The organism is uncultured Pseudoteredinibacter sp., from assembly GCF_947502065.1.
Taxonomy (GTDB): Bacteria; Pseudomonadota; Gammaproteobacteria; order Pseudomonadales; family Cellvibrionaceae; genus Pseudoteredinibacter.
Genome location: NZ_CANMYE010000002.1, coordinates 471,292 through 492,658 on the forward strand (window position 1 = coordinate 471,292; position 21,367 = coordinate 492,658).

Annotated in this window: 21 protein-coding genes; 8 read left to right on the forward strand and 13 right to left on the reverse strand. The window is 46.8% G+C overall.

What is annotated here, in order from left to right:
* Positions 1-550 precede the first annotated feature (550 nt).
* The 6 genes from ppnN to Q1A41_RS08765 form a co-directional block, all read right to left on the reverse strand.
* Positions 551-1,915, reverse strand: a complete 1,365-nt coding sequence (gene ppnN, locus Q1A41_RS08740; RefSeq protein ID WP_299977291.1) for a nucleotide 5'-monophosphate nucleosidase PpnN — start codon at positions 1,913-1,915, stop codon at positions 551-553.
* A 121-nt stretch (positions 1,916-2,036) separates the two neighbouring features.
* Complete coding sequence (locus Q1A41_RS08745) at positions 2,037-3,260, reverse strand: multidrug effflux MFS transporter (RefSeq protein WP_299977293.1); 1,224 nt, start codon at positions 3,258-3,260, stop codon at positions 2,037-2,039.
* A gap of 283 nt (positions 3,261-3,543) precedes the next feature.
* Positions 3,544-4,719, reverse strand: a complete 1,176-nt coding sequence (locus tag Q1A41_RS08750) for an MFS transporter (RefSeq protein ID WP_299977295.1) — start codon at positions 4,717-4,719, stop codon at positions 3,544-3,546.
* A 57-nt stretch (positions 4,720-4,776) separates the two neighbouring features.
* Entirely contained in the window at positions 4,777-5,145 is a 369-nt protein-coding gene (locus tag Q1A41_RS08755; protein WP_299977298.1) for a YqcC family protein, read from the reverse strand.
* Between the two features lie 29 nt (positions 5,146-5,174).
* On the reverse strand, positions 5,175-7,304 hold the full coding sequence (dinG, locus tag Q1A41_RS08760) for an ATP-dependent DNA helicase DinG (RefSeq protein ID WP_299977300.1): 2,130 nt from the start codon (positions 7,302-7,304) through the stop codon (positions 5,175-5,177).
* Between the two features lie 158 nt (positions 7,305-7,462).
* Positions 7,463-8,611, reverse strand: coding sequence for a 1-acyl-sn-glycerol-3-phosphate acyltransferase (locus Q1A41_RS08765; RefSeq protein ID WP_299977302.1), 1,149 nt, complete (start codon positions 8,609-8,611; stop codon positions 7,463-7,465).
* 223 nt (positions 8,612-8,834) lie between these two features.
* On the opposite strand from Q1A41_RS08765, the gene Q1A41_RS08770 reads away from it, so the two are divergent.
* The 4 genes from Q1A41_RS08770 to Q1A41_RS08785 all read left to right on the forward strand — a co-directional run bounded on the left by Q1A41_RS08770 (position 8,835) and on the right by Q1A41_RS08785 (position 11,870).
* Positions 8,835-9,317, forward strand: a complete 483-nt coding sequence (locus Q1A41_RS08770; RefSeq protein WP_299977304.1) for a YchJ family metal-binding protein — start codon at positions 8,835-8,837, stop codon at positions 9,315-9,317.
* Positions 9,318-9,336: 19 nt separating this feature from the next.
* Positions 9,337-10,422 (forward strand): DUF3549 family protein, encoded by a 1,086-nt coding sequence (locus Q1A41_RS08775; protein ID WP_299977306.1) that lies wholly within the window; start codon positions 9,337-9,339, stop codon positions 10,420-10,422.
* Positions 10,423-10,467: 45 nt separating this feature from the next.
* Positions 10,468-11,403 (forward strand): winged helix-turn-helix transcriptional regulator, encoded by a 936-nt coding sequence (locus Q1A41_RS08780; RefSeq protein ID WP_299977308.1) that lies wholly within the window; start codon positions 10,468-10,470, stop codon positions 11,401-11,403.
* Between the two features lie 104 nt (positions 11,404-11,507).
* Positions 11,508-11,870: a VOC family protein gene (locus Q1A41_RS08785; protein WP_299977310.1), complete on the forward strand. Its 363-nt coding sequence runs from the start codon at positions 11,508-11,510 to the stop codon at positions 11,868-11,870.
* Between the two features lie 96 nt (positions 11,871-11,966).
* Here Q1A41_RS08785 and Q1A41_RS08790 read toward each other — a convergent pair whose 3' ends face one another.
* Positions 11,967-12,956: an MBL fold metallo-hydrolase gene (locus tag Q1A41_RS08790; RefSeq protein ID WP_299977312.1), complete on the reverse strand. Its 990-nt coding sequence runs from the start codon at positions 12,954-12,956 to the stop codon at positions 11,967-11,969.
* 91 nt (positions 12,957-13,047) lie between these two features.
* On the opposite strand from Q1A41_RS08790, the gene Q1A41_RS08795 reads away from it, so the two are divergent.
* The gene (locus Q1A41_RS08795) at positions 13,048-13,974 is read left to right on the forward strand and encodes a LysR family transcriptional regulator (protein WP_299977314.1); all 927 of its coding nucleotides are present in this window, start codon (positions 13,048-13,050) and stop codon (positions 13,972-13,974) included.
* Between the two features lie 2 nt (positions 13,975-13,976).
* Here the strand turns inward: Q1A41_RS08795 and Q1A41_RS08800 are convergent, their stop codons facing one another.
* Positions 13,977-15,248 carry a hypothetical protein gene (locus Q1A41_RS08800; RefSeq protein ID WP_299977317.1) on the reverse strand — a complete coding sequence of 424 codons (1,272 nt, stop codon included), beginning with the start codon at positions 15,246-15,248 and terminating at the stop codon, positions 13,977-13,979.
* A 157-nt stretch (positions 15,249-15,405) separates the two neighbouring features.
* On the opposite strand from Q1A41_RS08800, the gene Q1A41_RS08805 reads away from it, so the two are divergent.
* Both Q1A41_RS08805 and Q1A41_RS08810 read left to right on the forward strand, forming a co-directional pair.
* Positions 15,406-15,870, forward strand: coding sequence for a GNAT family N-acetyltransferase (locus Q1A41_RS08805; RefSeq protein ID WP_299977319.1), 465 nt, complete (start codon positions 15,406-15,408; stop codon positions 15,868-15,870).
* 16 nt (positions 15,871-15,886) lie between these two features.
* A complete protein-coding gene (locus Q1A41_RS08810) occupies positions 15,887-16,285 on the forward strand; it encodes a hypothetical protein (protein ID WP_299977321.1) in 399 nt (132 codons plus the stop codon).
* A 41-nt stretch (positions 16,286-16,326) separates the two neighbouring features.
* Here the strand turns inward: Q1A41_RS08810 and Q1A41_RS08815 are convergent, their stop codons facing one another.
* The 5 genes from Q1A41_RS08815 to Q1A41_RS08835 form a co-directional block, all read right to left on the reverse strand.
* Positions 16,327-17,196 carry a DUF1295 domain-containing protein gene (locus tag Q1A41_RS08815; protein WP_299977323.1) on the reverse strand — a complete coding sequence of 290 codons (870 nt, stop codon included), beginning with the start codon at positions 17,194-17,196 and terminating at the stop codon, positions 16,327-16,329.
* A 137-nt stretch (positions 17,197-17,333) separates the two neighbouring features.
* On the reverse strand, positions 17,334-17,726 hold the full coding sequence (locus tag Q1A41_RS08820) for a hypothetical protein (protein ID WP_299977325.1): 393 nt from the start codon (positions 17,724-17,726) through the stop codon (positions 17,334-17,336).
* A 20-nt stretch (positions 17,727-17,746) separates the two neighbouring features.
* Positions 17,747-18,295: a DsrE family protein gene (locus Q1A41_RS08825; protein ID WP_299977328.1), complete on the reverse strand. Its 549-nt coding sequence runs from the start codon at positions 18,293-18,295 to the stop codon at positions 17,747-17,749.
* A 36-nt stretch (positions 18,296-18,331) separates the two neighbouring features.
* Positions 18,332-18,721, reverse strand: coding sequence for a hypothetical protein (locus Q1A41_RS08830; protein ID WP_299977330.1), 390 nt, complete (start codon positions 18,719-18,721; stop codon positions 18,332-18,334).
* Between the two features lie 21 nt (positions 18,722-18,742).
* Positions 18,743-19,831 carry a TetR/AcrR family transcriptional regulator gene (locus tag Q1A41_RS08835; RefSeq protein ID WP_299977333.1) on the reverse strand — a complete coding sequence of 363 codons (1,089 nt, stop codon included), beginning with the start codon at positions 19,829-19,831 and terminating at the stop codon, positions 18,743-18,745.
* A gap of 95 nt (positions 19,832-19,926) precedes the next feature.
* Between Q1A41_RS08835 and Q1A41_RS08840 the strand changes: the two genes are divergently transcribed.
* Positions 19,927-21,276: an MATE family efflux transporter gene (locus Q1A41_RS08840; RefSeq protein ID WP_299977336.1), complete on the forward strand. Its 1,350-nt coding sequence runs from the start codon at positions 19,927-19,929 to the stop codon at positions 21,274-21,276.
* Positions 21,277-21,367: the final 91 nt, after the last annotated feature.

A 21,367-nucleotide genomic window follows, 5' to 3' on the forward strand; every position in this document is an offset into this window, starting at 1 on the left:
GAGTCGATCTCGTTACAATTTAGGGGTCAGATCCCATTCTTTTTAAAAACGATGCAGACAAAAAGCCCCTTTTCTTTTTAAAAACGGGATCTGACCCCGGTGGCTACCGGGGCCAACTTTATACGATCAACTAGCAGATTTAGGGGTCAGATCCCATTCTTTTTTAAAACGATGCAGACAAAAAGCCCCGTTTCTTTTTAAAAACGGGATCTGACCCCGGTGGCTACCGGGGCCAACTTTATACGATCAACTAGCAGCTTTAGGGGTCAGACCCCATTCTTTTTTAAAACGATGCAGACAAAAAGCCCCGTTTCTTTTTAAAAACGGGATCTGACCCCGGTGGATACCGGGGCCAACTTTATACGATCAACTAGCAGCTTTAGGGGTCAGATCCCATTCTTTTTTAAAACACTATAGAGAAAAAGCCCCGCTTCTTTTTAAAACTGGGATCTGACCCCGGTTGTTCTCAATTCTGTTTAAAAACGGGATCTGACCCCGGAGGTTCTTCTGGTGGTTCTTAAAGGCGCCCCTGGGATATTTCCTCAGCCAGCTAATGGCTTAATTCATAGCAGGGGGTATATTCACCTTTAAGCTTCATCCTACCTGCACTCACGAAGCTACGTAGCAGGGAGTCCATAGCCTGCATAATATCGGCATCTCCATTTAATTGATAAGGCCCACGATTTCGAATCTGCTCGATTCCGAAAGGCTTAACGTTACCCGCTACGATACCAGAGAAGGCGCTGCGCATATTAGCAACCAACTCATGAGCGGGCACATTCTTATTAAGCTCTAGAGCTGCCATATTTTCGTGGCTTGGTATAAATGGTTGCTGAAGAGATTCAGGAATCATTAGCTGCCAATTGTACACATAGGATTCATGTGATTTACGACGCTGTCGTTTTACCCGCTCAACGCCTTTTTTGGTTAAGCGTGCAACTTGCTCTGGCTGCCCAACGATAATCTCGTAATATTGTGCCGCATCATCACCCAAGCTAAAGCGAATAAAGCGATCAAGATCTTCGAAATACTCGGGCTTTTCTTCGGGTGCAGCAAAAATTAACGGCACTTCGATATCACGATTATCCGGGTGCATTAAAATCCCAAGCAAGTACATGACTTCTTCAGCAGTACCAGCACCACCAGGGAAAACAATAATGCAATGCGCCATGCGCACAAAGGCTTCTAGGCGCTTTTCAATATCCGGAAGAATAACCAGTTCATTAACAATAGGGTTTGGCGATTCCGATGCGATAATGCCAGGCTCGGTAATACCCACATAACGGCCGTTATGTATCTGCTGCTTGGCATGGCCTACGGCTGCACCCTTCATTGGGCCTTTCATGGCACCAATACCACAGCCGGTGCCCACATCAAGGCCACGCAAGCCCATTTGATAACCTACCTTTTTGCTGTAATCGTATTCCACTCGATCAATCGAATGGCCACCCCAACAAATAACGAGGTTGGGCATACGCTCGGGCTTTACCACACCTGCGTTGCGCAATATACGAAATACCGCATCGCTGATACCTTCTGCGCTGCTAAGATCAAAGTTGCCGCGCTCACTCATTTTGTTATGGGTAAAGACGATGTCTCGCAATACATCAAACAGCTGATCTTGTAGACCTCGAATCATCACACCATCAACAAAGGCTGTCGCCGGGGCGTTTCGAACTTCCAGCTTTACTCCGCGTGATTGCGGCGAGAGTTCGATAGAGAAATCTTTAAAGCTATTTAGCAGCAATTCTGGATCATCATCTTCTGATCCGGCATTTAAGACCGCCAAGGCACACTCTCTAAATAAGCGGTGCACCTCGGGGTGGGAATCCATCAAGCTTTCAATTTCTCGATGGGAAAGTAGATTCATGCTTCGTGTCGGCCTGACACTGGAATATTTTATTTTATCACTCATACGTTTTTCTCCTTTTTATACGGAGCTAGCATGAGCGATCAATATGACAGACGGTTGAAACTTATAGGCTATTTTTTTAAATTAATTTTTTAAAATATATACTCGTTTACGTCTTCTCGCTCTAATGCTGAGCTTCCTGAGGTGGTTCCAGCCTATCGGCAATTGTAATAATTAGCAAGGCCAAGGCGGAACACATAGCAAAGCTTAACACTAGGGGAAATACGCTACCGTTGTAGAAACTGCCTATCCATGCCCCTAAGGCAAAGGAGATTAGTGTTGAGACAGAACCCACTACTGCAGCGCCGATTCCGGCTAGTTTTCCTAGTGGTTCCATGGCGACGGAACTCATATTTCCAAACACCATACCTACACAGAATAGCAAAAATCCCAGAAATAGCATAAACCACAATAGGCTTGGTTCTCCTAAAATATAAACCGCTATAGAGTAAAGACTACCTGCCAGCATGATACACAACATGGCATTGCGGCTTATTGCTCGCATGCCATAGCGCACCACAATTCGTGCATTGACTACTGATGCAGCACCTAAACACAGTGCCAAACAAGCAAACAATAGCGGGAAGTATTTCCCGCCGCCAAGCTGAATTTCTAAAATTTGTTGCGAGGTTGCTAAAAACGCTACGAAGGCTCCGGAAATACTTCCGGCAGCTGCGGTGTAGCCGATCGCGGTGGGGTGTTTTAATACATAGGCGAAGCCTTTTGCGATATCGACAATATGGAAGCGTCGGCGATTTTCTTTGCTCAATGTTTCAGGTTGGCGTACCCCTAACCAAACCCAGACGACAATCCCCAGTATTACAAATGAACTGAAAATCATTCGCCAGTCGGCAACGAATAGTATGAGTTGACCGAGACTTGGGGCGAGAGCCGGCACGAGGATAAAAATTGTCATCATAAAGGACATGACTCTGGCCATTTCTCGGCCTTTATAAAGGTCGCGAACAATTGCCATGGTGACGACTCGGGGGCCAGCTAAGCCTAGGCCTTGTAGTAATCTTCCCATTAACATGGTGTCGAAGTCTTTGGCGAACATGGCCATGAGACTGCCGAACAAATATATTATTAAGCCAATGTAGATGGTGGGCTTGCGGCCTATGCTATCGGATAGTGGGCCGAAACCGATTTGGCCTACACCCAAACCTAGAAATAGGTATCCGATGATAAGTTGAACGTGATTGGGGTTTTCGACTTTTAGCTCTTGGCCGATTTCTGCCAGTGCTGGCAGCATGGCGTCGATGGCTAGGGCCACCAGTGCGGTCATGAGTGCCATGAGGGCAATAAATTCGGGTAGCGCTAAGGGCTTTGTGGGGGACTTAAACAACATTGACTCCTAGAATTAGGTCCGAGACAAACATTGCTGCAAACCGGACCACTCTTAAGTAGCGGAAATTCTCGCTGGAAACACGCTAAAACCATCCGCGGGCGCTCGATTCGTCTCATCCATGAGACTCCACGGTTTCCAGCAAGAGTTTCCACTACTTAAGAGCTGCATTTGTTAAATTTTCAATTCAGGCTGTGGCTATGTGGCAGACCTGATCGCCTGTAAGCCCCGGTAGGCTCCTAGAGAAACCTACTGGGGCTTACAGGCTACATTTTCTGATTTTGAACTACCTAACTTCATTCCCCGCACTTGGATCGCAAGGAATTTTTCTGGCCAGTATTAATGATACTAAGGCCATGGCAGCGCCTAATAGAAACACCGCGGCGCTGGATGTCATCCAGAGTAAACCAAAACTTACCGGGATAACGACAGCGGCTATATGGTTGATGGTAAAACTTACTCCCGATGTTGCAGCGATGTCTTTTGGATCGGCAATTTTTTGGAAGTAGCTGTTAATGGCGATAGCCATTGAGAAAAACAGGTGATCGATAATATATAGGCCGGCGGCCAGTTTAGCATCATTTACAAAAGCGTAGCTGACAAATACTAAGATTAAGCCGATGTATTCCAAGCTTAATGCGGTGCGCTCGCCTACTCGGTTTATCCAGCGCCCTATCGGGGCAGCGATAACGCTATTGATGGCGTGATTGATTAGGTAGAGGGTAGCTATGTCGCTGACGTCATAGTGGAATTTTTCTACCATCATAAAGCCGGCAAATACCATAAAGATTTGTCGGCGTGCGCCACTCATAAAGACAAGGGCGTAGTAGAGCCAGTAGCGTTTGCGGAGGAAGAGTTTTTTATGCTGGGGTTCTTTCTCTGGGAATAGCGGGTAGGCCAGAAACATAAATAAGGCGAGCAGCATGCATAAGCCCCCGCCCAGCATATAGGTGGTTTCATATCCGAACGGCTGCCAGATAATAAAGGCGTAAACCACCATGGAGCTTGCCGAACCAATGCCGAGCAGCTTGCCCATTAAGGCTGGCGCTTGATCTTTGGGTAGCCATTGAAGTGTGAGTGATTTTTTAAGGGTTTCAAAATAGTGAAAGCCCACTGACATAATGAATGTGGTACACAGTAGGCCTACGCTACTGGGCAGCAAGCCTGTTAATGACACCCCCAAGCCAAGGGTAAACAAAGAAAGAATGGCGAAGCGTTGCTCGCGCAGGAACAATAGAATAAAAACTACGGTAAATGCTAGGAAGCCTGGTATTTCCCTAACGCTTTGCAATAAGCCAATATCGGCGCCGTTAAACTGCGCACGCTCCACCACGAAATTATTGAGCAGAGCATACCAGGTGGAGAAAGCTAGGGGCATGGCGACCGTCATGATAGCTAGCAGCGCATAGGGAGAACGCCAACCGGTGCCCTGGGTATTTATTTGCGCTGTGGTATTACTCATTGCACTCTCGTCTTTTTGAGGTCTTTACTTAAAGGGCCTATTTGCTGTTTTACGACCCTACTGCTTGGCCGTAGGTATCGCTACGCGGCTATCTCCACCCAAGCATTGATCAATTTTATTTAAAGTAGGCACTACACTGTTAAGGACATGACGATCCGCTTTGTAAACTTCTTCAGCCATTGCAGCGATGCCACTTACTGTGGGCAGCTCAATTTTTTGCTCCAACATAAACTGTATGCGCGGAATAAAAATAAACTGCAGCCACTGGCAAAAATCTAAGGTATCTACGCAAAAGGGCTGGGTACTGGCAAGCGCCTCAGCACTAGGCGCTGTACTTTGCCATTGCCCTGTTTTTCGCAGAGCGGCTTCTAAATCGATGAGCAGAACCGCCATTTGCTCGGCCTGATTGAGCTTTGTATCGGACATTTCGAGCTCCTACTCTTTGCTGGCTGAGTTTAAAACTGACGAGCAAAGGGCGGCAGTGAATTTAATATCGCCTGACCATAGCGGCGGCTTAGTAAACGATTATCGAGCAAGGTTACTTGGCCGGTATCGCTTTCGGTTCGTAATAGGCGGCCACTGGCCTGAATCAATCTTACACAGGCATCGGGGACGGTAATCTCCATAAAAGGATTGCCACCGCGCGCCTCAATCCATTCGGAAAGCGATGCTTCTACAGGGTCATCAGGCACTGCAAAAGGTATCTTGGCGATCACCACATGGCTGCAATAAGGGCCAGGTAAATCGATTCCTTCAGCAAAGCTGGCCAAACCAAAAATGACGCTTTGCATTTGCCGATCAACCGCTTTTCTATGGGCGGTGATTATTTCCTGCTTGGATTTATCGCCCTGCATTAAGATCCGCCCCTGCCAAGACATAGGTAAACCTTCAAATACTTCGCGCATTTGCCGGCGGGAGGAAAACAAAACCAGGCTGCCTAATTCGTCTTTTAATAATTTAGGCAGTAGCTCGATAATACTGTCGGAATGGGCCATGGCATTTCCAGCATCGGCGGCCTCTTTGGGGATCGCCAATGTGCCGTTGCCTTGATAATCAAAAGGGCTGGGTACTGAGTTGTAACAGCTATCAACAGGCGTACCGGCTCGCATACGAAAACGATCGAACTTTTGCAGCGCGGTTAAGGTGGCGGAAGTTACCACCGCACCACAGCATCGGCTCCATAAACCATAAGCCAAGGTGCCCGATGCCAGTATTGGGCTAGAGCATACTTCTAGATCGATATAGCCGCTGATTTCCACCACCGTAATCCAGCGCGCCGTTGGTGGCACGCCTTCTTTATCTGGGGTGGCAAAGGTTTCCCAGAGTGCCGCATTGGCCTCGGCCCTGGCCTGCCAACTGCCCACCAGGGGGTACCAGTTTTCTAAATCGACCTTGGGCACTTCGCAATAGCTATCTTCCATGGCTTCTTCTAGCTCACGGGATATTTTGCCCAGTAGATCTTGCAAACGATCAAAGGCGCGATAAATTTCATCGCACTGCTCGCGCTGCTCGGTGGGAATAACGCCGCCTTCAAAACGATAGCGCAAATGACGCTCATCATCTTCGATGGTATCGGTTAAGGCTTGGAAAGCCGGATAAATTTTATCGAGCTGCTGGCGCGCATCTAGCATGGCCGCTGGCAGTTGTTCGGCAAAACGATCGATATTGCCGGCTCCAGAAATATGCCCCAACATGGCGGCCAGTTGCTTATTGCTTTGCTCCAGCCATTTTGATGTCGATAACATGCGACTGTGGTGAGCAAAGTGGCCCAAGGCCTTATCGGGTAAATGATGACCTTCATCAAAAATATAAATGGCATCTTCGGGCGCAGGCAAAATCGCACCTCCACCTAAAGCCAAATCGGCCAGCACCAAATCGTGGTTGGTAACAATACAATCCACATTGCCTATATTATCGCGTGCTTTTAAAAAGCTGCAGCTGCTGACGTTTGAGCAGCGCCTGCCCGTGCACTGGCGGTGATCGGTGGTCACTCGGCGCCAAACATCGTCTTCGACGCCATCAGCCCAACCATCTTTATCACCATCCCACTCGTTCGCCGCTAAGGCATCCACCATATTTTGGTATATCTTGATGCTCTGCTCATCGACACCGCTGGCGTACTCTTCATAAAGCGCTTGGGTAGGATCCACCGGCACCGGCTCATCAACGCTCTGCAGCAGGTTATCCAATTTACTGAGACACAAATAACGACCGCGCCCCTTAGCCAGAGCAAAACTAAATTGCATGCCGCTATTGTTGCGCACATCGGGCAGATCTTTATTCACAATCTGCTCTTGCAACGCAACAGTAGCGGTTGAAACCACCAGCTTTTTACCCAAGGCCTTAGCAATGGGTAATGCAGCCAGCAAATAAGCAACTGTCTTACCGGTGCCTGTGCCCGCCTCAACCACGCAAATATGCCCTTCATTATGGCGCTGATCTTGATCATCCAAGACAATACCACCCAGGGTGCGCGCGATATCGGCAATCATCAACTTCTGCCCATATCGAGGTCGCAAGCCTTTGGCTTCTAGAAATTTGCTGTAAGCACCCTGGATTTGGCGCTTGAGGTCGTTATTTAGCATGAATGTGCGTGAAACTACTGGATAAATATCAGGTAGAGGATTCTACCCTTTTTGGGACTTGGAGAATAGCCGCATGATCGGATGGTAAGAGCTGGCCATAAAAAACCCCGGCAAAGGTGCCAGGGCTTCTTAAAATGCTACTCACAATGGTGGGCGACCTACTTAGACAGCTTATTACTCACCGTATTAGCATACATCGCCAAATAGATGTCCCGCTGCGTTTCGGGCACCTCAGCCAATCGAGATTCAAACTCGGCCTGCTCTTTGGTGTACGCTTGCGCTTTAAAGTCTTTCGCACCAGCACCCACTTTAACCATAGGCCATTTGCCATTGAGCTTTTCATAGGCGAAGCAGTTGCTGGGGAAGAGGCGGTATTCTAGGCGAATCTGGCGATCAATTTCGGCGGCCACATCATCAGTATTCTCAAACTCACCGCGTAACACCTCACCAAAGGCCACATGCACACGCCCTTTGTCACCCGTGATGCCCTGGGCAATACTGGCAATATCTTCGTGCTCATCTTTCTCGTAAGCGCCGTCTTTCGCCTGCCTGTATAGCTCGTTGGTTTTTATGCTGTCACAGGGGTCTAGCTCATATGAAATAGCGACCGGAACGATGTGAAGCTCGTTAATATATTCGCTAAGGGTGCGCTGCTTGCCTTTGCTTAGGGCAATCATACTAATCACCGCAGGGTTGGTGACATCCAAACCATCTTTAGCTCGCCCTTCACGATGAGCAATCCAAATATTGGCATTCTCCTCATTGATAGAGTGGTGGATATAGCTGGAAAGATGCTTGGCTGCCTTCAGTTTTTCACGCGGAGCAGTCGCCGAGCGATTAACGATAAAACTCTTATTTAAACGCATCAAATCGGATACATAAGGTTTAGTCAGCAAGTTATCACCAATGGCAATACGCACAGTATCAAAGTCATTCTTGTGAAGAGCCATACCGACAAAGGCTGGGTCCATGGCTATATCACGATGATTGCTAATAAACAGATAAGACTTATTACGATCAAGCTTTTCAATGCCAGAGATACTCAAGCCCCTAGATGTGCTGGCGATCATCTTATCCATATAGGACTTAACCACCACCTGGAAGTCTTCTACATTTTTTACATTGGCCAAGCGACGCTTTAAGGCAAATTTAATCATGGGGCGCAGCAAGCCTCCCACAAGCCCATTCAAGCGGGGAAAACGAAAGGCCGCTATTGCTTGTAGCAGCTCTGGATCTTCTAGAATCTTGTCCAGTGTGGGTCGAACTTCGGCGTCATTATAAGGACGGATATCGTCAAACTTGCTCATAGTCTTCCTGTAGCAACATAAGCGGCCGGCCTATTGTTATTATGGCTCGACCAAAACCTGCCAACATACCGAAAACAGGCCCCAAAAGCTATAATTTCAAGACTTATAATACTGATAACGTGCCTATAGCATGCCTATAAGAACGGGGGCTCCAGCTAGGGTTGGACTAGCCTCTCGTGTTAACATCGCGAGTTTTTAATAGGGATAACTATCATGGGCCGCTATGTCCGCTAACCTCTCCGCCAGCAATTGCTACTGCCAAAGCCAAGCGAGCTTTGAGGACTGCTGCCAAGCTATTCTGGCAGGCAAGCCCGCTGCCACTGCTGAAGCCCTGATGCGCTCGCGCTATACAGCTCATGTCTTGGGCGATATCGATTACCTGATGGCCACTTGGCAGCATAGCGCCGGCCAAGCAGAAGACACCCGAGCTTGGGTAGAAGCCCACGATTGGCTGGGGCTGCAAGTACTGCAATGTCGCAAAGGTGGTAGCCAACAAAACGAAGGCACCGTAGAGTTTATCGCCTACTATCGCCCTAAAGGCAGCAGCGAGCGCCTGGCCCATCACGAGCTATCCAGCTTTAGCAAGGTTGATGGCCGCTGGCTCTATGTAGAAGGCAGCACCCCACAAAAAGCGCCCAAAAAAACCGGACGTAACGACCCTTGCCCCTGCGGTAGCGGCTTGAAATTTAAGCGCTGCTGCGCCTGATCTGTATAGGACTTTTATCATGAGCGCTGCAATCAGCACCCTCTACCAATTATTGGAAAATATGCAGGTGAACTGTCGTTGGTTTGATGCCGGCCACCGCATTAGCAAGCTAAGCCAAAGCCAATGGCAGCAATTTGAAAACGGGCAAATCGCCTACCCTCACCCTTATCTAAAACAAGCTTACCTTGGCCTAGCTTTTTGGCCGGAAGACGATCAACGCAAGCAGAATGTTCAACTGTGGTGCTTGCGCTTTCCTTTAGACGAGCAGGGCAAATTAGACCTAGCCAGTCGCGATCAGTTTTTAAAACACTTATTAATTGCCCTAAGCAGCAATTTAGAAGCCGCCAAAAAAGACGAACAACTCACGGCCGTACTTGAAGGCAATCCATACGTTTTCAAACCCAGCGAAGAAAAACAGGCCAACCTGCATGCGATTGTTAGCCAACAATTAAAGCAACCCCATAGCGCTTTTATGAGTACCGTACTGGAGTATTTCGCTAAACCAGAAGGTGATGACTGGCAACAATTGGGCATTCAAGGCTTGGCCGATTTGGCCTGCCGCTGGCAGGACTACCAAAACGAAATTTGTGCAGCCATTGCAAATTTACCAAGCCCGGTCCTTAGCAGCTTTTGTCACTGCCTAGAACACCATGCAATTAACGGTTTAGTCGCCGACGCCCTACTTTTACGCTTAAAAAGTACTATTGAAGATAGCGATGCAAAAGCCGAGCAAATCGCCCTTATGCGCGGCATCAGCTTTTGCCAAGATGCTACACGAGTCGAAAAGGCGTTAAACCTAGTTTTATCCAGTCCTGTAATCATGGATGTCGAAATGCTGGTTAGCCTTAGCAGCCGCTGTAGTGAGCAACTGGTAAGCGATAAATACGCCTTGGTATTTCTAGAACATCTAGCGGCCGCCGGAGATGATGTTTTCGCCGCCGTAGTGCAAGAGCTTTTATTCCAAGCGCCGTTACGCGAAACTTTACTGCGTTTCATTCGCTCTCCTGATCGCTCCGAAGCCTTGAGCCAAGCAATTGGCCATTTGTTTTCACAGCCAAAGCCCCAAGCGGCCACAGAAAATAAAGCTGTAGAGCAAAAGCACTAACAACAACCAACCGTAAAACCTTAACAATAAAAATACAGAGAATTAATGAAAGCGCCCAGCCATATATTGCAAACCATCGCCGATGGATTGGATTTGATTGCCAACCGCTGGACACTCAGCATTCTGCAAGCGGCTTTTCAGGGCTGCTGCCGCTTTGATGACTTCCTTAGCCAAACAGGCATTAGCCGGGCCACCTTGAGTCGTCGCCTAGAAGAACTAACACACCATAAAATACTCATCAAAACCCCCAGTGATCATCCGCGTCGTTTTTTATATGTTTTTAGTGAACGTGGCCTGGAACTACTAAATGCCTCCTTACTCGCCCGCGAATTAGAAGCAGCTTGGAGCGGCCAGGCACCCAGACCTTTGAAACACACCAGCTGCGGCCATGCGTTTAAAGCCAAACTTATTTGCCAACATTGTAAAGAAGAGCTACATGACAAAGATATTACCTGGCAGCAGCTGGCTCATGGGCGCGACGAGTTACAAGAACTAAACCAGCTGCAAGCGTTAAGCATAAACGGCCAAGGCAAGCGCCCTAGGGAAAGCGCGGTGTTTAAAAACAGCACAGGCGATAACAAACAGAGCATCGTCGCCAATATTATTGGCGACCGTTGGTGTCTACTCATTATTATCGCCAACCTACTCAAGGTAGAGCGCTTTGATGATTTCCTAAAGCTGCTCAATATCGCGCCCAGCACCTTAAATGCACGCCTTAAACTATTTCAAGAACAGGGCTTGATGGTAAAACAACAATACCAAGACAATCCACCGCGCTTTAATTACCAGCTCAGCAAGAAAGGCTTAATGGCTGGGCGCTTTATCAGTGAATTGCGCCAATGGATATTGGCCGGTGATGAACAAGGCAAAGCCATTGGCAGCCAATTGATTCACAAGACTTGTGGGGCAAGTTTACAGCAGCAGCTGGTTTGTGGGCATTGCAATGAGACACCGCAATCGGAACAACTATTCTCAAAGTAGTAATCATCACAGCAAAACTCTCCCCCTACTACCGACAACTCCTGTCAGGCCCTTGAACTAAGCTCAAGAACTCAAATAGCTTAATCCAAAATAGGGAACACAAAATGAAGATAAATTACTTTGTTCTAGGCACCAACAATATGGCCGCTGCCATTCAATTTTATGACGCGCTCTTCGAGCTAACCGACTATAAACAAACATTTGCGACCGACAGAATGACTTATTGGCAGGACGAAGACAGTGATTCAGCATTTGCTGTAGCCATTCCTTTTAATGAAGAGCCCGCAACAAATGGCAACGGCACCATGGTAGGTTTTAGCCTTGGCTCTAGCGAGGAAGTATCGAAGCTATACAAAAAAGCACTGGAGCTAGGTGGCCGCTGCGAAGGCGAGCCCAATCAGCGGGGCCCGCGTTTCTCAGCCTATGTTAGGGATTTAGACAATAATAAAATCGTCTTTTCAGATTAAGTGACTTAATCCTCGCCCCTTAGTAAAAGAGGGCTTATGAGCCGTGCCAGACCTTTCTTCATACAAGCCGGTTTGGCGTAAGCTCATGAACGGGCGTTAACAAGTTGCCAGTAAGACATCCAAATCTATAGACTGATTCACACAAGCCCACTGTGAGGGCTCATGGCCGTATATCATTTTTACTCCGTTAATTCTTTCCATAATCGCGCTAAGTTTTTGCAAGCTATCTAGCGCCTGATCCGGCGAGCTGCTAGCCCCAGAGGGAATTCCTAATTGCATATTTTCTTTAATATGACTCGCATCAAAGCTCAATAAAAATTGATTTTTATTAGTCTTTACCAAGGCTGACAAATGCCCAGCACTATGCCCTGGAGTAGCGAACAGCAAGAGAGAGCCATCAGAAAAAACATCAAAGCTCTGACCTAAAAGCGGATCTTCAAGCATTCTCGAATCGATGACAGAAGCTTTCATATCTTTCCCTATCATCTTAGAAGGCACTCCCGAAAAGGCACGTAATGGCGAGCGCAACTCATCCAAGCTTGCTTGAGTTAAAAGCAACTCCGCATCGCTATAGGCCAATAAAGCGCCTAAACCACTGATATGATCACCATGAAAGTGGGATGGAATAATGTGAATAATATCTTCGCCTGCGACCTTAGACCTGATTAACTGAGACACCAAATCTGCACCAACATCGTTTCGACATGGCACCCAGTAAAATGGCCGCAAGCCATAATCGCATTCTCCTCTTTTGAGGCCGGCGTCCATGATCACGACACCATACTCAGGATGATGAATAGCATAGGCAATTGAAGGAACCCACTTTGCGCTTTGAAGTTGGCTAGGGAGATCTGGTGAATCCTGATCGATAAGTATCTTAGCCGGAGCTTTAACCCACCCGGTGACATAAGCGGTAACTCTCACACCCTCATGACTTGATAAAGAGGCCTTACTTCTACCGTCCCCTAACAATGCTATCGGCTCAATATTGATATTCCCTACTGGCTGCAGCAGCTCGCATGAACTTAAAATTAAACAAAAGATTGAGACGACAAGGGATAAAAAGAATTTAAAAGTCACATTCATAAGGCACCTCCTACGGATAAGAGGATTATTGCAAGCACTCAAATCATATGTAAAATGCATGAAATATATATTTAAGATGCATAATTGATATATGAAAAATCTTGAAGATTTAGACTTAAACCTGCTTCTTTTGCTTCATTGGTTGCTCGAAGAGCGTAGCGTTACCCGCGCGGCGATGCGAGTGGGTGTATCACAACCTGCCGCAAGCAGAGCCTTGCAGCGTTTACGCTTGGATTTCGAAGATGAACTACTCATAAGATCAGGGCGCAGTTTGATACCATCGCAGATGGCCATGGGTTTGCAGGACGATCTAGCCGCTGCGGTTAGTAAACTGCGATTAATTACCCAACAAAGCCCGCAGTTTAAACCTGCCGAAAGCAGGCAAACTATAGTTATCGCCTGCAACGATTATCTAACTAAAGTCGCCATTGATATCTGGCGCGATAAAATAGCGCCCTATGCCCCCAATATTAAATCGAGCTGGCGCCCATTGGATCAGAATGCTTTGGAAAGCTTAGCAAAGGGACAAATTGACTTACTGCTAGGCCCCAACGAAATAATAGCCAGTGCCCCGCAAACGTCATTGTTTCAAGATTTGATTATCAGGCCACTTCTTAACGATCGCTACGTAATATTTGGCCCCAAAGATCACCCTGCAATGACGAGAAAAAGTCTAACTACAAAAGCTTTTGCCAGCTGCGAGCAAGTACTGGTTTCGCCAACAGGAAAAGGCTTAAGCTTTGTCGATAAAGCGCTTGCAAAGCTGGAGTTGCAACGCACAATAAAGCATAGAGTGTCTAACTTCTCTAGCGCTATCGACCTTGCCTTGAGTTTCAAGTTACTGACTGTTCTACCAGAGCACTTTGTGAAAGAACACACAGGTGGAACGTACCGGGCATTGCCCATTGAGCAGCCAGAAATCAATAGCAGTATTGCCTGGCATCTTAGCCGCAATAAAGATAAAGCACACCACTGGATAAGACAGCAAATTCTATCCAAAAACACCGAAGGAAATTGATTTTATTCGTCGATATCCTGTATGTAAGCAGCGCCAGATTTTTTACCATTATCAGCACGGTTTGGCGCTGCAATAATCGCAAACAGAGAGGGTTTTCTAGGCATTTCGTTATTGGGCCTAGTCTGGCTAAGCGCCACATTCCAACCAAAACGATCGCCATCTCGCCCGTCTTCAGCCACTATTTTTGAGTTGTATAGCCAGCTCCCTTCACGCTTTTTATAAACGTAAATCGCGCCAGCATCATTGCCGTTCGCATCGTTATTCATCGCACTGATAATAGCGGTATCGTTTAGCAATGAAACTCCACGGCCAAAGCGATCATCAGCCTTGCCATCAGGTGAAATCAACTTAACTGCTTGTTTCCACTTGCCTTGTGATCGCTCAAAAATATAGGCCGAACCGGCATCAACACCGATTCCTTCGACATCATCTCTTCTTGCCGATATCAAGGCGGTATCGCCTGATAGAGCAACGCGCACACCAAAGATATCTGTGTGCCCGCCATCGGTCGCCATTAACTTAGCTTGCTGCTGCCATTTTCCATCTTCAAGCACAAAAGCATAAACGGCACCGGCCTTTTCTGCTTTTTCATCATTTAGGTCAGCACCCACCAATATTGTATTCCCATCAATGGCTACGCTGATACCAAAGAGATCACCCTCGGCACCATCGCCTGCTGTTAACTTGCTTTGAAATTGCCACCCTCCGTGCTGGCGTCGATAAACATAGGCAGAGCCGGAATCTTTTGCCACAGCATCGCTATGGGGTGCACCGATGACCATAAAGCTTTCTGTAAGAGCAATACTCTGTCCAAACGCATCACCAGCTTTGCCGTCAGCCGCTGTAAGCCAAGCTTTCTCCTGCCATTCTTTGCCCTGCTGTTCAAATATCAGCACTGCGCCGGCATCCTCAGCAACATCATCCCGCCTTGATACACCCAATACCGCAGTGCCACCTTTTAGAGCCACATTGCCCCCCAAGGTATCACCGGTTTTTGCTTGCCTAGCAAGCAATTTACTATCCAAACGCCACCCTTCTGGGCTCTGTTTATAAACATAAGCAGCGCCTGCATCCTTCACAGTGCCTAGTTTAGTTTCTAAATCAGCATTGAAAGCACCAACTAATGCGGTATCGCCATCAATCGCCACGCTAAATGCAAAAGAATCACCAGGCTTGCCGTCATCGGCCAGCAGCTTCTGCTGCTCAGCACTGACATGAACGACAGAGAGTGTAGTGGTAAGAAGTAAAATTGACTGTTTAAGTATGTTTAACATCAAGACAACTCTTTTGCATCAAGGGTTTTACCGATAAAGTATCCGGCTATTAGATTAGAATATTAACCGTAAGCGCTGGCAGTACAAGCAGTCCCGAGCTGAGAAGAGAAGTACATAAGATAGATACATAAGATAAGAACAGAAAACAAGCAAGTAGATGATAAACCACCTTAAAGCGCAATCTATCGTAGTCGCACAAGCTATATACCAGGTCTTTCAAGCCTCCTATAAAGTCGAAGCAGCAATAATCGAAGCAGATAACTTCCCACCCTTGTCGAGAAGTGTGAAAGATATCTCTCGCTCGAAAAACGTATTTTACGGCTACTATGACGAAGGCGAGTTGGCAGGAGTCATTGAAGTCGAACGACTTGAAAATCGACTAGATATTAATAGCTTGGTCGTATCACCAGAGCACTTTAGAAAAGGTATTGCCGGAAAGCTGATTGAGTATGTACTTACTCAGTTTGACTACGATGAAGCTGTGGTGGAAACTGCAACCGCGAATAAGCCTGCTATCCAGCTCTATGAGAAATATGGCTTTGTTAAATTTAAACAATGGGTGCCGGATCACGGTATCACTAAAACGGCTTTAACCCGCCGAAACAACAACTTCAGCGAATAATAAGGAACGCTTGTAAATGGATTTGAATTTTCAGTATGCCCATCACCAAAGCGATGAGTCGGACACTACGCACAATATCAGCAAAGAAGATGCTCTCAATGCCTTTGAGCAATTCGACTGGGACGGCGAAGTAGAGAAAGCCAATCAGCTTAACAACTGCTCACCCACCCTAAGCATTCTAGTTAACGGCAGCTCTGAAATGATTTGGGTATCGGGCGTCGGCTCACACAAGTGCTCCGCATTTACTTCAGAGTGTTGTTTTCCTGGGGAAGTGAAGAGGCTCTTTGGTCTATACAAAAGCCAAGGAACAATCTCTTTATATTCTGATTGCCTCAACAAAGCTAAGGCACGCGAAGCGATCGAATTGTTTTTAGAAAAAGACTATAAAGGGCTAGAAAAACTATACCGAGAATAGAGCGAGTTTTCGCTACTCACTCTATTCCCCAAGCCTTCTAACTAGCGCTTCAACTTCGGAATCAACACCGGTGTATTTTGCTTATAAGCTTGATACTCCGCCTCCTCGCCCCAGCGCTTATCCGCGCCAGCCTCAAGGCCTGGAATACCAGAAATACGGGTTAACAATACGATAACAAATAGCGGGCTCAACAGGGCCGCATATTGCCAACCTTGAAGAACGGGCAGCGCTAGAATCGCCACCCCAATCCATAAGCAGATCTCACCGAAATAATTTGGGTGGCGAGAATAGGCCCATAAACCACTATCAATATATCGGCCTTTATTGGCAGGGTCGGCACGGAAAATGCGCTTTTGACGATCTGAAATAGCTTCAAAGGCAAAGCCCAATAGCCATAGGCCAATCGCAAAACCATCCCACAACTGCAGCTCCAAGGTGGCCTCACTACTGATAGCCGCAAGTGCCGCAGCGGCGGTAAAAGAAACCCACAGGCCCTGCAGCGTCCAGACCACAAAGAATCGAGCAAAATTGGGCTTTATCTCATCGAAGCGATGATCCGAGCCATCTTGTAAAATACGGGTAAACAGAAAGCTGCCTAAACGTAGCGCCCAAACCAGCACCATCGCCAGCAATACTATGCTGCGGGTATCCTCCTTAGCCGCCAAGAAAAAGGCCAGCAAGGTCACACTGATATAAGTAAGGCTGCCCGTTAGATCAAAGTAACGCTCGGTTTGCCAGATATAAGCGGGAATAAACATCAGCCACTGCACCGCGAAGGCTACCCCCATGCAAATAGCAAAAATCGGCCAATCAAAGGCCTGCAAACTATGGCTACTGCCCGCATAGCCCAAACCTGTCGCAACCACTGCGATCACCAATAAGAATTTCAACGCCCGCATATACTTCGCCATAAGGCCCTCGCTTTTAATTATTTTCTACGTATTGCTAGAGATTTAGGATCACCGACCAATGTTACTATCACTATAAGACTTAAAATGTAGTAAAGCAAGACAACGATATAGCGCGCGCCCACGAAGCTAGAGGTTTATTAAGCTTTGCAGTCCTTAGAGTTGGCCTCGAACCAATCTGGCAAGCCCGGATTTAAACGCTTCCAAAGAACACCATGGTAGAAAGGCTGCCTAATCTCCCGAAGCACCAGTACAGCGGTGCTAAGCAGGCTTAAAGCAGCTGAAATGTACCAACTGATAAGATTCAAGCTTATCGAGGCTGTGGTCAAAGGCACAAAAATCGAAGCCCATATTAGCTCCGGCATTCGGGACATACGAATAATATTACAGAATAAAAAGAAGTGAGCGACTACAAACAAAACGATAGCCGACAAAAGCCAGGAGTATGGATGCAAATACCACGCCCCAAGCAACGCAGCGGCAATAATTACCCCATCGAGAACTGAAAATCGAAAACCTGGATTAAAATCCATAGCGCTCGTGGCTCTACAAATTAAAACGGATTAACTGTATAACCTTCTTGCTGCAATAATGCATGAGCCGTCATTGCAGAAAGTGACATTTGCACACCTTGGTAGAGATCTTCGCTCTTGATACCGTAATAGGCCGCCGTTTGGCCACACAGGAAGACTTGGGTATTGTTATCCAGCAGTGCTTGTAACAAGGGTAGATTAGGATTCTCTACCAATTCTTTTGCAGCTCGAGCCTTATTGTGCAGTAAATCATTAGCCGCCTTACCGTGGACGACAAGGGCAAGCTCAATATTTTCGGGCTTCACGCCAGCGGCTACATGCATGTTGATAAAACGAGCCAGCGAATTAAAGCTGCGATTTAGTTTGCCTTCTTCGGCAGGCTTTCCGACATCAAAGGCAACTTTAAATTTAGCATTTGGGCTAACCGCCTTGCTCTGATTAACCTTGGCATTTTCGCCAAAATTCTCAATCTGCGGACCAGGTGTAAAAGCGTCGGGGCCTGCAAAACTAAACCCAACTGACATCAAGCTAATGCTCAACATCGTACAAGTAAACCTAAGCACTTTCATAGATACTCCTAATTAACTCATTGATTTCACACTCTGCTACTTTGTTACCGACACCTCAAAACCGCAGATTTTGGCATTTGTGGTAGCGAATATAAAGCGACATTCACCACCCCAACATTCTCGAATATAAGCCCGTACTCGCCCTTGGATAGCAACAATATAATACAACTCATCAAGGGTGAGCGAGCGACTCACTTCCGCATCAGATAACGACGAAAGATCTATTCCGGTCTCTCTGCCATATTGAAGTTGCTCATTCACAACATGATCTAGGAAAAGTGCAGCATCCTTTCTGGATATATTGTAGTAGCGAACCGTTTGAACTCGGCCATCACCAAGGGCATCCACCGAAAGGGATTCCATTTGAGGCGAAGCCGAACAAGCGATTAGGCTTAATAAAATTAAACTTAATAGAGTTTTAAGCATGGCCCTTCCTTGGGAGCTGGTTTAATTCAAACCCTGACGAATAAAGCGCATTAGGTATTCTTTAACTTCATCTTCCGTATAATCTTGCACACTCCAATAGCGCAGTGACCAAACATTACAGAAGAAATACACCATATTAGCCGCTAGGCGCGATTTCGGGGCATCGAAAACGCCTTCTTTGTTACCCTCAATAATGATGGCTTCCCAAAGCTGGGTGAACTTACGCTCGATATCAAAAACCTTCTCGCGATTATGGCGGCTCAGTGCACGAGTTTCACGATAAACCAGATTAATATAACGACGGTTTTTTGAAATGTACTTCATATAAGCCGACACCGCTTCTTCTAGCTTTTGCACTGGAGGGTGATCGGTACTCATCTCTTCATACATATAATCGAAGATCTCTTCCATGCACCCACTGGTGATCATAAAGAGCAGATCTTCTTTGCTCTCGATGTACTGGTACATGGTAGAAATTGGCAAACCAGCTGCCTTAGCCACTTTACGGATGGTAGTAGCCGCATAACCTTCACGACCAATGACTTCACAGGCACCTTCAAAGATACGACGCTTCTTGTCTTCGATGGCCTGTTCTTTGGCACTAAGGGGGGCACTACTACTAGCAACTGGCTGCTGCTCATTGCGGGCAGCGACAATCTCTTCGGCTTTTGCCGCGGCTTCGCCAATATCGTACCAAAGGCCTTGTAGGTTATATTCAGCGATTAAGGTTTCAGGGCTCGCCTTATGTTCTGCAGCACCGCGAAATAGCTGTACGCGTATAGCGCAACGTTCGCTATTTTTGAAAATCACTTCGGCGACAGCTTGTAAGCAAGCCCCCTCACCTTGAGCGAAGGCATTTAGGTGGGTGTTTTCAATACGTAAAAGGCGATGTTTTTCTTGGCTGCGCAATAATTCATGGGCAGCAACCCAAGCCATGCGAGCACATGCATCATCCAATACCCAAGCATGATTACCGACATCTTCCTTGGTTAGATCCGATTCAATGCATACGCCCTTTTCACTCGCGCATTTACGAATACTATAGCTGCTTTCTATTTTATTAAGCTTTTGCTCAAGGCTTTTATCTGCAGTTTGTTTGTCTTCGGCCATTGGGTCCCCCAAATTTTGCCCAATTGTAGCAAATCCATTGAATAAAGAATGCATTATTATACAATTATTGTTTATCACTACTTACAATTAACCCTATGCATAACAGCACTTCTGTCAGCCATGCTCCGGCGGGTCGCACCTTCTTAAAATACTTGCTGCCCTCACTTATCGGGCTACTAGCCATCTCCTCGGCATCTATCGTGGACGGTATTTTTATTGGCCGCTATGAAGGTGAAACCGCTCTTGCAGCCATCAATCTGCTGATCCCTATTTTTTCGATGTTTGCCGGGCTTTTTTATATGCTCGCCGTCGGTGGTTCGGTATCAGCCGGTAAGTGGATTGGTGAACAAAACCTTGACGATAGCTCAGCGATTTTCAGCAAAACCCTAATCGCACTAGCACTGATATCAATACTCTTTGCCGGCAGTAGCTTTCTGCTGGCTGACGCCCTTTATGGCCTACTGGGCGCGCAAGACTCACTGAAACAGCTGCTTAATGATTATTTCAAAACCTTACTGCCATTTTTACCCATTCAAGCTTTAAGCGTAGGCCTATACTTCTTTGTACGCATTGCGGGCAAACCCGCTCTCGCATCTGCTGCCTTGATAGCCGCCGCCGTTTTAAATATTGCCTTAGATTATCTATTTATCGCAAAACTCGATCTAGGTCTATACGGTGCAGCCCTCGCAACCGGGCTTTCTCAGTTATCAGCTTTACTGGTCTTACTGTTGTACTTTTTTCAGAAAGATAAAATCCTGCGTTTCGGCATTCGCCAAAAGAACTGGGGCAGCCTTGCTGCCAGTGCTTTTAATGGGCTTTCTGAGTTTATTAATGAGATGTCGGCAGGCACTGTCGCTTTTATTATAAACTTACTCATTATCAAACAATTAGGCACTCAAGGCCTAGCGGCTTTCAGTCTGGTTAATTACACGATGTTTATTGGCCTTTTGGTCAGCTTCAGTATTGCCGATTGTCTGCAAGCACTAAGCAGCCAGTGTTATGGGGCCAAGCAATGGGACCAGCTCCGCCGTTTTTTATTCATAGCATTAGCTAGCAGCATCTCTGTCGGTATCGCTTTTAGTATTCTTCTACTCAGCTCGGCCGATTCGATTATGGCGGTATTTATTAAAGGCCAAAACCCCGAGTTACTTGAGCAAGCCATGTTATTTGCCAGTATTTTGTGGCCGGTGTTTATTTTAAATGGCTTGAACATTACCCTTTCGGCCTATTTAACGGCGCTACATAAGGCCGCCGCTTCGTCGCTAATTGCCCTAAGCCGAAGTCTAATTTTACCTCTGTTGTTTATTGCCTTGTTCATCAACTTTTTACCCGAGTACTCGCCGGTGTTGAGCATTACCTTGGCAGAAGGCTTTACGTTAATCGTGGCGATTCTTCTATATTGGAAATTTAGTATTTCTCGTATGCAACAAGAGAGCCGCACATAACTTTTTACCGAACTGACCGCATGCCATGGATAGAGCACACTTTGCTGGGCACGCAAAAAGCTGGGTCCATCCAAGCTCGCTTCCTCTTGGA

Coding starts and splice junctions, on each gene's coding strand:
- ppnN (WP_299977291.1), bottom strand. CDS start 1,915: ATGAGTGATAAAATAAAATATTCCAGTGTCAGGCCGACACGAAGCATG.
- dinG (WP_299977300.1), bottom strand. CDS start 7,304: ATGCTAAATAACGACCTCAAGCGCCAAATCCAGGGTGCTTACAGCAAA.
- Q1A41_RS08830 (WP_299977330.1), bottom strand. CDS start 18,721: ATGCTTAAAACTCTATTAAGTTTAATTTTATTAAGCCTAATCGCTTGT.
- Q1A41_RS08810 (WP_299977321.1), top strand. CDS start 15,887: ATGGATTTGAATTTTCAGTATGCCCATCACCAAAGCGATGAGTCGGAC.
- Q1A41_RS08840 (WP_299977336.1), top strand. CDS start 19,927: ATGCATAACAGCACTTCTGTCAGCCATGCTCCGGCGGGTCGCACCTTC.
- Q1A41_RS08775 (WP_299977306.1), top strand. CDS start 9,337: ATGAGCGCTGCAATCAGCACCCTCTACCAATTATTGGAAAATATGCAG.
- Q1A41_RS08780 (WP_299977308.1), top strand. CDS start 10,468: ATGAAAGCGCCCAGCCATATATTGCAAACCATCGCCGATGGATTGGAT.
- Q1A41_RS08745 (WP_299977293.1), bottom strand. CDS start 3,260: ATGTTGTTTAAGTCCCCCACAAAGCCCTTAGCGCTACCCGAATTTATT.
- Q1A41_RS08750 (WP_299977295.1), bottom strand. CDS start 4,719: ATGAGTAATACCACAGCGCAAATAAATACCCAGGGCACCGGTTGGCGT.
- Q1A41_RS08770 (WP_299977304.1), top strand. CDS start 8,835: ATGTCCGCTAACCTCTCCGCCAGCAATTGCTACTGCCAAAGCCAAGCG.
- Q1A41_RS08825 (WP_299977328.1), bottom strand. CDS start 18,295: ATGAAAGTGCTTAGGTTTACTTGTACGATGTTGAGCATTAGCTTGATG.
- Q1A41_RS08805 (WP_299977319.1), top strand. CDS start 15,406: ATGATAAACCACCTTAAAGCGCAATCTATCGTAGTCGCACAAGCTATA.
- Q1A41_RS08790 (WP_299977312.1), bottom strand. CDS start 12,956: ATGAATGTGACTTTTAAATTCTTTTTATCCCTTGTCGTCTCAATCTTT.
- Q1A41_RS08815 (WP_299977323.1), bottom strand. CDS start 17,196: ATGGCGAAGTATATGCGGGCGTTGAAATTCTTATTGGTGATCGCAGTG.
- Q1A41_RS08820 (WP_299977325.1), bottom strand. CDS start 17,726: ATGGATTTTAATCCAGGTTTTCGATTTTCAGTTCTCGATGGGGTAATT.
- Q1A41_RS08765 (WP_299977302.1), bottom strand. CDS start 8,611: ATGAGCAAGTTTGACGATATCCGTCCTTATAATGACGCCGAAGTTCGA.
- Q1A41_RS08755 (WP_299977298.1), bottom strand. CDS start 5,145: ATGTCCGATACAAAGCTCAATCAGGCCGAGCAAATGGCGGTTCTGCTC.
- Q1A41_RS08795 (WP_299977314.1), top strand. CDS start 13,048: ATGAAAAATCTTGAAGATTTAGACTTAAACCTGCTTCTTTTGCTTCAT.
- Q1A41_RS08800 (WP_299977317.1), bottom strand. CDS start 15,248: ATGTTAAACATACTTAAACAGTCAATTTTACTTCTTACCACTACACTC.
- Q1A41_RS08785 (WP_299977310.1), top strand. CDS start 11,508: ATGAAGATAAATTACTTTGTTCTAGGCACCAACAATATGGCCGCTGCC.
- Q1A41_RS08835 (WP_299977333.1), bottom strand. CDS start 19,831: ATGGCCGAAGACAAACAAACTGCAGATAAAAGCCTTGAGCAAAAGCTT.